10 protein-coding genes are annotated in these 15,567 nt (G+C 46.2%); 1 reads left to right on the top strand and 9 read right to left on the bottom strand.

Annotated features, from left to right (window positions below; all coding sequences use genetic code 11):
* Positions 1-53 precede the first annotated feature (53 nt).
* The 6 genes from tkt to CKK33_RS05460 form a co-directional block, all read right to left on the bottom strand.
* Entirely contained in the window at positions 54-2,063 is a 2,010-nt protein-coding gene (gene tkt, locus CKK33_RS05435) for a transketolase (protein WP_095703129.1), read from the bottom strand.
* A gap of 27 nt (positions 2,064-2,090) precedes the next feature.
* Complete coding sequence (locus tag CKK33_RS05440; protein WP_095703130.1) at positions 2,091-2,846, bottom strand: ROK family protein; 756 nt, start codon at positions 2,844-2,846, stop codon at positions 2,091-2,093.
* A gap of 198 nt (positions 2,847-3,044) precedes the next feature.
* The gene (locus CKK33_RS05445) at positions 3,045-5,435 is read right to left on the bottom strand and encodes an alpha-L-rhamnosidase C-terminal domain-containing protein (protein WP_095703131.1); all 2,391 of its coding nucleotides are present in this window, start codon (positions 5,433-5,435) and stop codon (positions 3,045-3,047) included.
* A gap of 59 nt (positions 5,436-5,494) precedes the next feature.
* Complete coding sequence (locus CKK33_RS05450; protein WP_095703132.1) at positions 5,495-7,027, bottom strand: carboxylesterase/lipase family protein; 1,533 nt, start codon at positions 7,025-7,027, stop codon at positions 5,495-5,497.
* Positions 7,028-7,077: 50 nt separating this feature from the next.
* The gene (locus CKK33_RS05455) at positions 7,078-9,408 is read right to left on the bottom strand and encodes a glycoside hydrolase family 3 N-terminal domain-containing protein (RefSeq protein ID WP_095703133.1); all 2,331 of its coding nucleotides are present in this window, start codon (positions 9,406-9,408) and stop codon (positions 7,078-7,080) included.
* A gap of 146 nt (positions 9,409-9,554) precedes the next feature.
* Positions 9,555-11,762, bottom strand: a complete 2,208-nt coding sequence (locus CKK33_RS05460; protein WP_095705762.1) for an ATP-binding protein — start codon at positions 11,760-11,762, stop codon at positions 9,555-9,557.
* Between the two features lie 161 nt (positions 11,763-11,923).
* Between CKK33_RS05460 and CKK33_RS05465 the strand changes: the two genes are divergently transcribed.
* Complete coding sequence (locus CKK33_RS05465; RefSeq protein WP_095703134.1) at positions 11,924-12,307, top strand: iron chaperone; 384 nt, start codon at positions 11,924-11,926, stop codon at positions 12,305-12,307.
* A 25-nt stretch (positions 12,308-12,332) separates the two neighbouring features.
* On the opposite strand, the gene CKK33_RS05470 is transcribed toward CKK33_RS05465, so the two are convergent.
* From CKK33_RS05470 to pdeM, 3 genes are all read right to left on the bottom strand, one after another.
* Positions 12,333-14,306 (bottom strand): beta-galactosidase trimerization domain-containing protein, encoded by a 1,974-nt coding sequence (locus tag CKK33_RS05470; RefSeq protein WP_095703135.1) that lies wholly within the window; start codon positions 14,304-14,306, stop codon positions 12,333-12,335.
* 70 nt (positions 14,307-14,376) lie between these two features.
* Positions 14,377-14,808, bottom strand: a complete 432-nt coding sequence (locus CKK33_RS05475; protein ID WP_095703136.1) for a CBS domain-containing protein — start codon at positions 14,806-14,808, stop codon at positions 14,377-14,379.
* Between the two features lie 78 nt (positions 14,809-14,886).
* Entirely contained in the window at positions 14,887-15,549 is a 663-nt protein-coding gene (pdeM, locus tag CKK33_RS05480; protein ID WP_095703137.1) for a ligase-associated DNA damage response endonuclease PdeM, read from the bottom strand.
* Between the last annotated feature and the right edge of the window lie 18 nt (positions 15,550-15,567).

The raw sequence follows: 15,567 nt of genomic DNA on the forward strand, positions 1-15,567 counted from the left end.
AGTAGCAAGCAAACAGTTACCTGTCTATATACTTGCTACTTGATACTATGATTTTATTTTAAAAGCGCTTTCGCTTTAGCTACAACGTTATCAACGGTGAAGCCGAAATGTTTGTACAAGTCGTCAGCCGGTGCAGATTCACCGAAGGTGGTCATACACAAGGTATCACCCTCGTCGGTGGTGTATTTGTGCCAGCCCTGCGGTGATGCCATTTCAATAGCTAAACGTTTTCTGCTTGCTTTAGGCAATACGCTTTCTTTATAGGCCGCGTCCTGTGCCTCAAATAATTCCCATGATGGCATGCTTACCACACGGGTTGAGATGCCTTCTGCTTCCAGTTTTTCCTGTGCCTGCAAGGCCAGGGCAACTTCAGAGCCGGTTGCTAATAATAGCAGATCAGCGTTGCCGCTTTCTTTAGAAACTACATAAGCGCCTTTTTCAAGCTCAGATGCTTTACCGTATTTATCCTGATCAAGAATTGGCAATGCCTGACGGGTGAACACCAGTACAGTTGGGCCACCTTTTTTCTCAACGGCAACTTTCCAGGCGTAAGTGGTTTCGTTGGCATCAGCCGGGCGGATAACAGTTACGTTAGGGATAGCACGCAGAGAGGCCAAATGCTCTATAGGCTGGTGGGTTGTACCATCCTCGCCTAAGCCAATACTATCATGCGTGTATACAAATATCGGGCTGATCTTCATGATGGCCGCCAAACGGATAGGAGGGCGCATGTAATCTGCAAATTGCAGGAATGTTGCACCAAAAGGAATTAAACCCTTTGTAAGCGACATGCCATTTAACGCCGAACCCATAGCATGCTCACGAATACCAAAGTGGAAGTTGCGGCCTGCACGGTTCTCAGACGTAAATGAGAAATCCTCTTTAAGGTTAGTTTCGGTTGATGGTGCCAAATCGGCCGCGCCACCTAACAGGTTAGGCAATGCACTTGCAATGGCGTTCAACACCTTACCTGATGCCTGGCGGGTAGCCATTTTAGGATCAGATGCTTTAAAGGTTGGCAATTTATCAGTCCAGCCTTGCGGAAGCTCGCCTTTAAATGCGGTTTCAAACTCAGCAGCTAATTCAGGATATTTCTCCTTGTATTTAGCAAAAAGCTCGTTCCATTTTTCTTCTTTTTTAACACCACGTTCGCCTTTTTCGCGGTAGTATTTCAATACCTCATCAGGTACGTTAAATGATTTCTCAGGGTCGAAGCCAAAAAATTCTTTTACCAGTTTCACCTCATCAGGGCCGAGCGGTGAACCGTGTGAACCTGCAGTACCAGATTTGTTAGGGCTACCGTAAGCGATCAATGAGCGTACACGGATCAATGATGGTTTTTGAGATTCGGCTTTGGCATTGATCAGGGCTAATTCCAAAGCGTGGGTATCATTAACATCATTAACCTCCTGTACATGCCAGCCATAAGCGCGGAAGCGTGCACTTACATCTTCGTTAAAGGCAATATCAGTGCTACCTTCAATAGAAATGTGGTTATCATCGTACAAATAGATCAGGTTACCTAACTCCAAGTGGCCTGCCAGTGAAGCGGCTTCAGAAGTTACACCTTCCATCATGTCGCCATCACTTACTATCGAGTAAATTTTGTAGTCAAAAAGATCAAAACCCGGTTTATTGTAACGCGCTGCTAAGTGTTTTTGCGCTATAGCAAAACCAACACCGTTGGCAAAGCCCTGGCCAAGCGGTCCGGTAGTTACATCAACGCCAGGTGCCAAACCGTATTCCGGGTGACCGGCAGTTTTGCTGTTTAACTGGCGGAAGTTTTTAATATCATCTAAAGAAAGATCATAACCGGTTAAATACAAAAAGCTGTATTGTAAGATACATGCGTGACCGGCTGATAGAATAAACCTGTCGCGGTTGGCGAAATCAGGGTTATGCGGGTTATAGTTTAAAAACTTGGTCCACAGTACATGTCCCATCGGGGCCAAAGCCATTGCTGTGCCGGGGTGGCCAGAGTTTGCTTTTTGTACTGCATCTGCTGATAATATCCTAACGGTATTTATCGCTAATTCCTCAAGTTTTTCGTTCGGTTTTTCCATTGTTGTAAGTAAAAAAAGATAGCGTAATTATTTAGTTGGGGTTGCCATTGCAACGTGAGTAACCGGGTGTTTATCCTCCTGCCACAATCTCGCCCCGCCTTTTATTCCGTCGGCATTGGTAACAATTTTCATGTTCTTGTCCAGCTTAAAATCAAGCAGGTCTGAGTTACCGCCGCCTATATATAAGTAATCGTAGTTGAATACAGTTTTTAATATTTTAAAAACTTTACGGATACGGCGGTTCCATTTTTTTTCGCCTATCTCGTCAAGTGCCTTATCGCCAATATATTGGTCGTAGTCGCGGCCCTTTGATACCGGGTGGTGCGAAACCTCCAGGTGCGGCAGCAAATGCCCGTCCATCAACAAGGCGGTACCAAAGCCGGTGCCAAGGGTAATCACCATTTCGAGGCCTTCGCCTTTAACAACACCCAAGCCCTGCATATCGGCATCATTTACCACCTGTGTATCTTGCCCAAGTGATTCGGTCAGCGTTTTTCTAAAATCGAAATCAGCCCAGAAATCTGTACCTAAATTAGGCGCGGTCTTCACTATACCATTGCGCACATACCCTGGAAAACCGACTGAAACACGGTTATACTCGGGATAATTCTTAACCAGCGTTTTAATAGCTTTGATCACATTATCGGGATTGGCCGGTTTAGGAGTGGCAATTTTTTCATAATCCATAGTCAGGTTTCCTTTGCTATCCAAAATGGTAGCCTTTATGCTGGAGCCGCCAATGTCAATAGATAGGATCCTGAGCTGGGAAGGTGTAGTTTTCATGTACCGGTAATTTAGATGTATAACGGGTTTATACCGTAAATATCATATTTTTAAATAATAAACATTATTATTTAGTTGAGATATTCATGCCAAATAAAAGGCAATTTGCGTATAATAATGTAATCTGTATGTTACTTTATTTGCAAGTGCTTAACATAGAGCTTACAACAGCTTTTAAAAATGCAGCTTGTAAAGCGTTTAAAGGCTAAAGGTATTCTCCCCGGCTTTTAAATAATAGCTTTTCCCTTTCCATAAAAATACACCATCTGTACGCACAGGTAATTGTATAGCTATTAGCCATTTGTTGCCTGTTTTTTGATAATTCACCTTTACCATCCCATTGGGATGCGGTACTTCACCACCTGCGTTTTGCAGTTTGCCCAGGTGCGGCTCTATTTTTATTTTGCTAAAGCCCGGCGCGTAACTATCCACCCCAAGTATGGTGCGGAAGAACTCGATATTCGGGCTTGCTCCCCAGGCATGGCAGTCAGACCGGTCGTGCTCCAGGTCTGATATCTCCGCCCAGGTGGTAAGGCCCATTTTGATGTTATTGCGCCAGATATCCAGCCAGTTTAGATAATTATTACCCAGGCCAGCCTTTATCATAGCCTGGTGTACGTAATATTTAAAATAAATGGTGGCAGGAACAAGTGTAACATCCGTTTGCAGTTTTTGAGCAATGGCAGATAGCTGCTGTTTTTGCGCTGCTCCGCTTAGTATGGCTAAGGCGTTAGCATGCTGCGACCAGGTACTTTTATCCGCATTATCCGCATAAAGCCCTTTTCGGGCATCCCAGTATTTTTGCCGGATGGTTTTCTCGAGTTGCACAGCACGGGCGGTATAGTTGGCCGCGAAAGCGGGCATACCCATCTTGCTCTCCATTTCGGCGGCCTGGCGGTATGTCCATAACACTTGCATATCCAAAACGGCGGAGTTGCCTTCCTTACCCTTCGGCGGCTGACCAAAATCCCAGCCCCCGGTTCTTATCCAGTCGACAAAGTTCCAGTAGGGTACATTTTTTAGTGAACCATCGGGCTGTTGGTAACGGTTAAAGAAACCCAGTACCTGTCGCGTCCCTTCCAGTTTGCTTTTTACAAAAGCGGCATCGTTACGATACATCCAGTAATCGTGTAGCATGCCAATGTACCAAAGTGAAAAGGTAGAGATGATCTGCGGGCTGTATGATGGATGCCTGCTTAGCGTAACACCCTCTGCCACCCGCGAATGGTCCATCTGGTTAATGGCATTGCGGGCGAGGCGGTCATCGCCGGCGTTGTAGTAAGACACCATAGCTTGTATACGCCCATCGCCTATGTATTGCAACTGCTCATAATAAGGGCAGTCATAATAGGTTTCACCGGCGCATAACCTTGCAGTGCGCCAGCCAATATCCAGTATCTGCTGCATTTGTGGATCGGAACTTACCAGTTTGGCCTGCCGTTTAAACGGGAAACCGGTAAAGGTGCCGTAGATATCTTTGATAGTCAGCGGCTGCTCATGGGTAGTAATATTTACCAATATATACCTATAGGTACGGAAAGCCATTGAGGCAAACTGCTGATCGGGTGAACCATCGGCTATCAGGCTGTCTTTCCGGCCGGTAAAGCGATAGCCATCTACATTATTTCGGTTAGGCTTTACGATCTGCCATTTGTTAGGCGTGTATGCCATCGGCGATTCGCAGTAGGTTAATGATATCCCTGCGTTATTGCCGCCGCTCATGTTTAAGCTCACATAAGCGTTGGTGAGAAAGCCCTGGTCCAAGAGCAGCGAGGCGGTGGTGTTGGAGGGGATGGTGAAGCTTTCTGCCTTAGCAGGGAATGCTGCCGGTGCTGAAACACCTTTAGCGTAACGCAGCTTGTTGATGCGTTGGGTGGTTAACTCCATTTGTGGGATAGATGAGGGTACCAGCATCCAGCCAAAGGCGTTAGGGATACCTTTAGGGTTGCCATTATCCAGTTCCTGCGCATGCAGCCATTCGCCATCATCAGTATCCGCGGCCTGCCAGTTTTTTACCCGCTTGTGCATATCCACCATTTCGCCAGGGCCTGCTACATAGTAGGCCGGATAACCCAATTTAACATTAAGCGGCGAAAAGGCGTTATCGCGTATGCAAAGCCAGCTTTTATTGGAATTGACAATTTCTTCGGCAGGAGTGTCGCCCTGAAGGATAAAAGCGGTGTATAGCGATATCTGTGCTTCAGGCCGGTCTTCGCCATCGTTCCACACCAGTGCCGAGATGGTGTTTTTGCCGCCGGTAAGGTGTGGGGCAATATCAACCGTTTCGTAATTCCAGTAATAGGTATCGCCACGCGCAGGGCCTAAAGATACCAGTGTGCCGTTCACATAAAGTTTATACCGGTTATCAGCCGATACATGTATCACGAATTTCGCCGGTTTGGTAGCCAGCTCAAAGGTTTTCCGGAAATGGTAAACGCCGTAGGTTTTATCAGGCTCGTTAGGCAGAAATATCCAGCGCGCCTTCCACTGTTTCGAAAGCAGTTCGGGATTGATATTTTGCGCCCTTACAGCCCTTAAAAAGCTTATAAACAATAAAGTGAAAAGTATTAACCGGGCAAAAGCTTTCATGGGGTAACAGGTTTTACCCGGTAATATTAAGCAATTTAACTATATACGTAGAAATTGACTTACCTGCTTTTAACTTTCAATATAAAGTCGAGTGCTGCTTTATCTTCCAGAGAACGCGCCCGCGGGTTTTCGCCTAAATACATGGTTTGGCTGCGGTGTGCATTGTAAACCGGCCATGCAGTTAAGCCTTTGCCGTTCGGGTTGCCTTTTTTTACAAAATTTACCCAGTAGGATGATATTTCATCTGCCAGGTGCTGGTCAACTTGCTCAAAAGGGCGGTTTACAAAGCGGAGGTTATTAAAAGCGTAAGGTACTTCTGCGGTGTGAAAGGCGCCATATTTTACAAAGTCGCCCGTGGCCGGCATACGCCTTGTAAACCGGTACAGGAATACTTTTTTACCTTTCCCGGCTTGTACATTGGCCCAGGTATAGTTTTGTATGCCAAAGGTTAAATCACGTGAAATGTTGATCTGCGACCGCTCCGCCTGTTCGTCGGTATTGCCTGGAAAGTACTTCAACCATTGCTCATAATCGTCCGGGTGTTTCGCTTTTAAGTCTGCCCGGTAATCTGCGGCATTCAATAAATTGCCTACAAAAGCGTCGTCCTCGTTCCAACCGGTTAGTAAAGTTACCGGGTTTTCTTGCCCGGCGGCAAATAGGTCAGTTATGCTTTTCGGTAATACATAACCATCAACAATAGGCCTGCCGCCAAACTGTTTCAGCAATTCATCAGCAGGTAAATTACGTAACTCCTTCAGTGAATGCGCGCCAAATTTTTCAGCGGTTTTTAGGCCTGCTTCTTCTGCCTGGGCCAGCGTTGTGCTGCTATAAGGCCCGGAAATAAAACTTGCACCGCTTTCGGCTATGGCGTTCCTGAACAATCCTTTCGCCAGGGGCGATGCCACCAGGCTGTTCACACTCATAGAACCGGCCGACTGCCCCGCGATAGTTACCTTATCAGGGTCGCCGCCAAAAGCGGCAATGTTTTCCTTTACCCATTTAAGCGCGGCTATCTGGTCCATCAACCCATAATTGCCGGAAGCATTATGCCCGGATTCCTTGCTCAGCTCCGGGTGAGCAAAAAAGCCAAGGATGCCTACGCGGTAGGTGATACTCACCAGTATAATGCCTTTACGGGCCAGGGCCTCTCCATCATAAATAGGCACGTTGGTGCCTCCGCTAACAAAGCCCCCGCCATATATCCATACCATAACGGCACGTTTCTCTTTTGATGATCTTGCCCCGGTCCAAACGTTGAGGTACAGGCAATCTTCGCTTAAAGGTTCATCCTTTATCAGGAACTCGCGGGTGTATACGCCAAACTCGTTAGGTTTTGCCTGTATGGGGCTTTGCGCAAACTCGGTACAAGCTTTTACGCCCTGCCATGGTTTTACCGGCTGAGGGGCTTTCCACCGCAGATCGCCAACGGGTGGCGCAGCGAAGGGAATGCCTTTAAAAATATGTATGCTGTTATCTTTACTAACCGTTCCGGATATTTTCCCGGCTTGGGTTTGTACCACCTTCAGGTTGCTCTGCGCTATGGCATTAAACGCACCTAAACACGAAATGATTAAGATAAGTAAGCGTGTCATACTTTTCAAATTTGATCAAAAGGCGTAAATCAATTGTCCTTTACATACACTTAGGGTCTTACACCGGTTTTAGTGTATTTAATGGTTCGGGCGTCTTTAATAACGCCTTTCCAATTTAGGCCGTAACCAAAATCATACACATGCCCCTCAGAATCTGTGTAGCATTTCATATCCAGCGGTACATCTTCAAACTGCTTTTCTACGGCCTGCATATCAACCGGCATTTGGAGGGGTAATAACGCGGAAGGCTCGACCTTGCCTGTCATAATATCCAGGCTGGCCTGGCCCTGTACGCCAAAATCAGCTATGATAGCGGTCGCGTTCGTCTCAAACTCGCCAAAAACCATCGGGTTATTAATGTTTACCGATACAATAACCGGCTTACCCTTCATCTTCGCGTAGGTGTCATTCACCATGGCGAGGTCGGTAACGTTGGTGGTATGCTCTGTTTTGCCTTTGTAGCTGCGGTTGGTGGTTTTTTCTAATGGGTCGCCTCCGGCAATACTCGTTGCGCGCGCATCGGTAGCTATATAGGGCTGGTATTGCAGCGATATAGGCAAATAACCATTGCCGCCGCTTTTCGCGTCGTCTTCGCTGTAGCCAACGTGGCCTATAGGGCTGCTGATGAATACGAGCGCATAGTCGGCCTCATCCGGGTTGTCGGTAACCTTAAAGTACTTTTTAACAATATCCATGTTCACAGGATATTCCAGTTTCTCGGGATAAGGAATCCCCAGGAAGTTTTTACCGGCCGGAGTGAATTTTTTAGGGACATAAACAGTTTTGCCGGTTTGCAGTGGCAATACATTTCCCTTATTCTTCAGCATTACAATTGATTTTAGCTGCGCCTGGTAACCAGCATCCATAAATTCCGGCTTACCTACTGTCGCTTTGGTTTTTTCAGGGTCGAGGTAAGGGTTTTCAAACAAGCCGGTACGGAAGCTGCCTCGCAGTAAACGTACTGCCGATTGCTCGAAGCGCTCACGCATCCATTTTTCGCCATGTTCCTTAACGCCCATTTTGTAGGCTTCCAACACAGGGGCCATGTCATTATTACCACCAAACTGGTCAACGCCGGCCATCAGTATTTTGTAATGACGTTCGGCTAAGGTTGCTTTTTCCATCCCCCATGATTTACCGGAAAGAAAGCTGTTGATCACTGTTTCATCGCCGGTTACCAGCCAGTCGGTACAAACTACGCCATCGTAATGGTACTTGTTACGCAGCAGGTCGGTAATGATGTATTTGTTGTAATTATTGGCCACGTTCTCGTGGTTTTTCTTATCCTGGTTAAAGCTGATGGTGTAATAGGGCATTACCGCCGCGGCCATGCTGGTTTTGCCATTCAGTTTAAAGGCACCATCAGTAAAGGGAATAAGGTGCTGGTTGAAATTATTGCCGGGATAAACCGCGTACTTCCCAAAGCCATAATGCGCGTCGCGACCGCCCTCGCCTGCACCGCCGCCCGGCCAGTGCTTCACCATGGCGTTTACGCTGCTGTAGCCCCAGCCATCTTTTATTTCTTTATCACCAGTTGATGTTTGGAAACCATCGATATAAGCGCGGGCCATATCGGCAGCCAACCATGGGTTCTCACCAAATGTGCCGCTTACGCGATTCCAGCGCGGGTCGCTGGCCATATCTACTTGTGGCGATAGAGCGGTGGCAATACCCAGTGCACGATATTCCTGCGCGGCAACATGCCCGAAATTTTGCGTAACCGATGGGTCAAACGTAGCCGCGAGGCCTAATGAGCCCGGCCACATAGAGATTGCCCCGCCGGCGCCTCCGTTATATTCCGCAGTGGCTATGGTGCCATTACGCGGGTCCGAGCTGTTGTTGGCTGGTATGCCAAAGCCGATGCCTTCCACAAAAGCCTGTACATTATTGCTCCATTTGGCGGCTACTTCGGGGCTTTGTACCGAGGTGATCAGTACGTGGCGCACGTTATCTTCTTTTAAAAATTTCTTTTGCTGGTCAGACAGGTCATACGGAGTTGCACCACTTTCCGTGAACGGTTTACCGTTGTAGGTGCCCGCGAAAGGGCCAACCGGTATGGTCGGGATCATCTGGTGGCGGCTGTAAAGCATCAGCCCGGCTATTTGTTCAACACTTAGTTTTGAAGCGAGGTCTTTTGCCCTTACATCAACCGGTAGCCGCCAGTCTTCATATTTGTCCAGTTTGCCGTTTTTATTCAGGTCCTTAAATGCATAGCCATCTATGGTAAGTATTTTAACACCCGATGTAGTAGTATAGCCGAGTGTTTGCCCACCCTTATTGGCTACGGTGGCTATTTCTCCATTTCTGGTTTCAGTCCATTTGGTTTGGGCGTAGGCATAGGTTTGCAGCAATGCAAAAAGCAGCAGGTAACTCTTTTTCATGAGCGGTAATAGTTAAACGGTTTGGCTAATTGGTTTTCAGCGCATTGGGTTTTCAATGCGTCATTAATACACAATGCTAACTATTAAATTTTACAAATACAAACGTTAAATATCCGCGTTCCTAAATATCCGGTAAGTAGTAAAGCCTATTTATGGAATGAGATATAAAAAGTAGTGCCTTTACCCAGTTCGCTGTCGACCCATATTTTACCGCGGTGTTTTTCAATAATGCGTTTTACAATAGCCAGGCCTACACCGGTACCTTCTATATCGCCTACATTATCCATGCGGTTGAAAAGTTCAAATATGCGAGGTAGCTGTTTGATATCAATACCCAGCCCATTATCGGTAACGGTATAAACTACTTCCTGCTCGTTCTCCGTAGCATCAATGGTAACGCGCTGATCGGGCGATGAGCGCGAATATTTTATGGCGTTACTGATGATGTTGGCGAATACCTGCGATATCATTACCCGGTCGCCCTGTATGGCTGGCGTATTGCCTATGGTTACCACAGTGGGGTCTACCTCATAAATAAGGGCTATCTCACGTGCATGTTCTTCTATCATCGTCCTGGTTTCTACCTCGGTGAATACCAGGTCGGCCCTGCCAATGCGTGAGTAGTCTAACACCTCGCCTATCATGCTGTTCATTTTATCGGCCCCGGCATTGATCCTTGAAAGCGCTTTGAGTGCCTGAGGAGAAAGCGTTTTATCTCTCATTAAGATCTGCGCATAACTTTTTACAGCAGTGAGCGGATTTTTGAGGTCGTGAGAGATTGTATAACTAAACGTATCGAGCTCCTCATAAGCCTGTTTTAATTTTTCATTAAGCAGGCGTATTGCTCCGGCTTTCTGGTTAAGCGCGTAGGCAATTTCGCTACGGAGGCGAATGACTGATTTTACCTCCTCATTGCTCCAATCTACAGAAGTAGAAGCAACCGTTTCTGACCATACTTCAAACGAGTTTCGCGGAGATAGTATACGTTCGCCTTCAGGGCTTAATTCAACAGGCTTATTAGGGTTGCCGGCCCAGTTAACCGTTTTTACCTGCTCATGCTTAAACCAGAATACATATTCGTCCAGCTCGCGTGACAGGGTAGAAACCATAAGCCCGGAAACAGTGTTTTTATATGGAGCTGCCTGAGGGTAGACCGCCGAGAGATTGGAAGTATAGTAAAGCGAATCAACAATGTTATTCTTTACCCATGATAAAAGGTCTTTCAGTTGGTCATCATCGGGCGTTTCGCCTAACCTGATGGTATGGTTCTCCAACATCAGCACAGCACCATCGGCATTAACCACATCCATCAGAGAGGGTGAGTGTGAAGTTAACGCGTCCTCAATACGATCATCCTTGAGCATGTAACGGCTTAACTGATCAACGGCGTTTTTATAACGCTCCATGGTTTGCTGGTTCTCTTCGTCCTGTCTGAACTCCAATGCCGACGACAGGATCTGCCCGATAAGTTTTGCCGACTCCCTCGAGCGGTAATCAATAAACCTGGGTGTATAGTTATGGCAGGCAATAAGTCCCCACAGCTCTTGTTTGTATAGGAGAGATATGCTGAAACTCGACTGCACACCCATGTTTTTAAGATACTGGATATGTACAGGAGATACCGCTCTTAAATGAGAACAAGTAAGGTCAAGAGGTGTAGCAGCTTGCGTGGCCGATGTAATGATGGCGCTTGGCAACACATTTACGTTTGCAATAAGGCGCGTAAGATTTTTTTTATACAGTTCGCGGGCCTGTTTAGGAATGTCTGATGCGGGATAATGTAAACCAAGCCACGATGGCAGGTTATCATTTTTCGCCTCAGCAATTACTTCGCCATGGCCATCAGGTGCAAAACGGTATACCATTACCCTGTCAAAGCCTATTACATTCTTTACTTGTACCGCGCTATTGTTTAACAAGCTTTGCAGATTCTTATCGGCCAGCATTTCTGAAATTGACCGGCCGATAGTTTTTTGTATATCATTGTTGTGATCAGAAGCGGCTGGTTCAAATTCAAGCAGGTAGTTGTCGTCTGATATGGAAATGATGAGATGAAAGGGCTGCCCCTGTATATGAATGATAAAAGGATTGATTTGCTCGAAGCCGCTTACCTTACCAATAGTGATGAGCTGACCAATAAAACTTACCGGCTCCTGCTGATCAAAATAGGGTTCAATGATCTTAACATCTTCTCCCAACAGATTTGCAGGGGCACCTTTTAAATATGCATTAACATTATCGCTATGATAGGTAATGTGGCATTTATGATCAATGGCAATAAGAAAGCCATGCGATTGAATGCCTCCGGGTATGTGGATAGGCTCTCTGTCGCAATTGGTTAAATCAATAATCAAAGGATATGTATTAATGGTAAAATAATTAATCAAATATGAAAAAATATCCGATTTGTACAATCACTCATAGTATATTTATTCAGTTATAAATACAACTATTAATAACTGCTTGTAACTAAACAATAAGCCTGCCAACCAAAAAATGTTTAAAATTTTTGCCGATGATAAAACCTGTAGATACCAACGCCTATATCGCCTCGTTTCCTGATGATATCCGGATGAAGCTTGAAGAGCTGCGGAATGCTATTATACAAGCCGCGCCGCACGCAACCGAAACGATCAGTTATGGTATGCCTGCGTATAAGCAGCATGGTATCCTTGTTTATTTTGCAGCACAAAGTAAGCATATTGGCTTTTATCCCGGTGCAAAAGCCATTGAAGTTTTTGCAAATGAATTAACACCTTACGATACGTCCAAAGGTACAATCAGGTTTCTTATCGACGCGCCTTTACCGCTTGACCTTGTTGCCCGAATTACCCAATTCAGGGTGAAAGATGACCAGGCGTTGTTTGAGCTTAAACAGATCAAAAAGAGAAAAAAATAATATTGGCAACTGCTAACTGAAGTTATCAGCGAGCCTTATCACCATACCATTTTATCACCATGGTTTCTTCCGACCCAATGCTGACGTAATGGCTGCCTGTTTTGCCGCCACCATCCGCAAATAATACCGATGGTTGCAAGGTCTCGTTGGCAGGTATAATTTTAAATTCACGGTGGCTGCCTGATTTATTAACGATGATGGTAACATAAGCGTTTACGCTTTTTAATGTTTTCATAACCAGGCCCGGCTGTGGTTGCTCAAACCGGAAAGGGCAGCGGTTAATTATGTCAGCAAAGGCATTAGCTATAAAGTTATTCAGTTCGGAGTAGTTATTATATATACGACTGCCCAGTCCAGCAAGCGTAGGGATATACCAGGCTGTACCTTTGCCGTAAGAGTTTTTTGTGGCGTAAATTACTCCGTTGCTTTCGCCTATAACTTCGGCATTAATGGGCTTTAACTGCCCGATCCATTGATATGCCGGCAGGTTAGCGTTATCAACCAAGATCTCCTGCATATCGTCAATGGCCTTATACTCCAAAATATCAGCGCCTAAAACATCACTTAGTGGGAAACCAAGCCGGGTGGTGGCTACCGCGTTTTCGTCATAGTAAGCGGATAAACCTTCTAACAACAACTTGCCGCCGTGCTGTACAAAGTGATGAAGAAAGGGCCAGTATTTGGAAGGTATGGCTATCTGGTGTGCCAGGATAATGGCAGTACCGCTGTAATCGTCCCTGCTAAAATCAAATTCGCTTATTTCCTTAAAGTTTGCCTGTAGGCCGGCTTCGCTCAAGGCTTCAAAATAAGCTATGGCTGATTTCATTACCCCACCTACATCCCGGCCTTCATAGCTCTTACCGCCCATTTGCAGGGTTTTCTCTACCCATAATGATTCGCGGGTGTAAAGAATATGTATGCCCGATTCTACCTCGCGGGCAGCGTCAAAGAAAGCTTGCTCATGGTTAACTACATCTATCACGCGGGTTGCCGCAGTAAAACGGTCTGATGGTTCGTTGTAATAATTGAGCATAGCCCATTCACCGGCTTCGATGCCGGAAGAGCGCGGGTTTAGGCACCAGAAGATAGCGCCACGGCTCTCGCTGCCGATAGCTATCCACAGCCACTGGGCAATTTCATGAGCTGTAGGGCACAGCGCCAGAAAGCCGCTGTAAGTATTATTACCACCCTGCAGTTCGGTCATAAACCAGGGGATTTCACCAGCGCCTGATCGTATGATCTCGCAGTTTGCCGCTACGGCAAGCGCGTATTTTTCTCGTGTAAAGTACTCAAAATGCCAGCTGGCGTGTGCCGAGCCGCCTAAGCTGGTGAGGAAGCGACGCCATGCCGGGAAATCATATTCGGCCACGTTTTTAAAAATAGCATGATTGTTTACGTGAATAATGCTATCAGGGTGGTGTTTGTAAATTTCGTCGCGCAGCCAGTTCAGGAACCAGGTATTGTAGTAAAGATGGAAGCGTTCGTCGGCGAAGTCAAAATGATCGTACCCGCCACTGTTGTACGCCACCTGTTGTTGCATATCGGCCCATTCCTTGTACTTATCCGTAGCATATTGCTCCTGAGGAAAGTGCCCTACTCCGGGTTCGTTTACCGGTACCCAGCCGTAGCACGACGGCAAGTGTTTGAAGTGGTTAACTACCTTATCAATGTATCGTTCAATGGCGCTGAGATGGTCGGCGTCTTTCGGAAATTTTAAGCCGCCAAGGTCGGTAAATGCTGTGCGGGGGAACAGGTTACCGTAAACTTTTATGCCGTATTTTCCGGCTGCTTCATAGGCGGTATCAAACAGCGAAAAATCCCAGGTGCCATCACTGCGGAGCATATAGTTTTCAAACAGGCGTACACGTGTAACCTGCATGCCGGCCTCATATAACCTGCGGAACCAAATATCTATCTCCTCCGCGGTTTGTCCGGGTTCAATAAATACCTCGGCGCCAAATAAAATAGGGGCAGCCTGCTGTTTTAAATGATCATCCATTACGTAAAAAGGGTTAGTCCCCGGTTAATAATAACCTGTTATTACGTCAATGGTTTGCTATTGCAGCCGGTTACGACTGTATGTAGCTGTGCAGTTGTTCAATGGTTTCTTTTTGGGAATGTATGGTTTCATACACCACATCATTAATGGAGATGATGCCGCATAGGCGCTGTTCGCGGTCAAAAACAGGAAGGTAACGAATATTTCGCTCACTCATGATGAGCATGCAATCGTCCACAGATGATTCGGGGGTAATATGCGGGAGGCCGTTGCTCATGATCTCACCGGCAGTGGTATCATCAGAGTGTTTACCCATTAATATGATCTTTCGGGCATAGTCGCGTTCGGTTACCAAGCCGGCATATTCGCCATTTTGTGTTACCACTACCGAGCCGATATTTTTATCAGCCATCAGTTTTAAAACATTTAAAACGGTGGTTTCGGCAGCAACGGCAATAACATTGCTGCCTTTACGGGCAAGTATGTGCTTTACGCTCTTCATAACAAAAGATTAATTGATTACCTTAAGTTACAAATAACTAATAGAAAAACAAGTACTTATGTTTTTTATTGTGACTTATCAGCCAATGGCAATTACCTTATCTTTCAGAACGCCAAAGATACGGTCGGTTTTGTGGCTTAATATGGCCACCTTGCCGGTAAATTTACCGAATGATGGTAGTATGGCCTGGTTTTTACCAAAAGCGAAACAAGGCAGGGTTATACTTTGCCTGCCACGGCCAACCAGGTTTACGCCGGGGTGTATGTGCCCACATAATACATAACCGCCATCTGCCTTTTTAGTAGCATCAGGCAGGGGGTGGTGCAGCATTAGGAAAGGGCCCACCGTTAATTCCTTGTATAGCGTTACGCCCAGCTTAAGGTAATGCTGATCGCTGATAATGTCGTGATTGCCTTTTATAAGAATGATCTCCAGTTTTGGAAACTGACTGCGCCATAGCACAAACCAATCCCAGTCGTTATTCATATCGCTGTGAAAAAGGTCGCCAAGGAAATAGACCCTTTCGGGTCGGTGTTCATAGATCAGGTCCGACAGCGCGGCCAGGTCGTCCTGCTCCATATTGCGGGGTATGGCAATACCGGCTTTACGGAAATGCCCTACCTTGCCAAAATGTACATCGGCGGCAATCAAAGCGTTTTGCTGTTTCCAGTAAATGGCTTTTTGTGGTAGCAATAAAAGGTCCTGATCTAAAAATTGGAAAGTTGTACCCGCACTTATCATAATCAAATGCAAAGATAA

Origin of the sequence: Mucilaginibacter sp. MD40 (assembly GCF_002288635.1) — a bacterium.
Lineage (GTDB): Bacteria > Bacteroidota > Bacteroidia > Sphingobacteriales > Sphingobacteriaceae > Mucilaginibacter.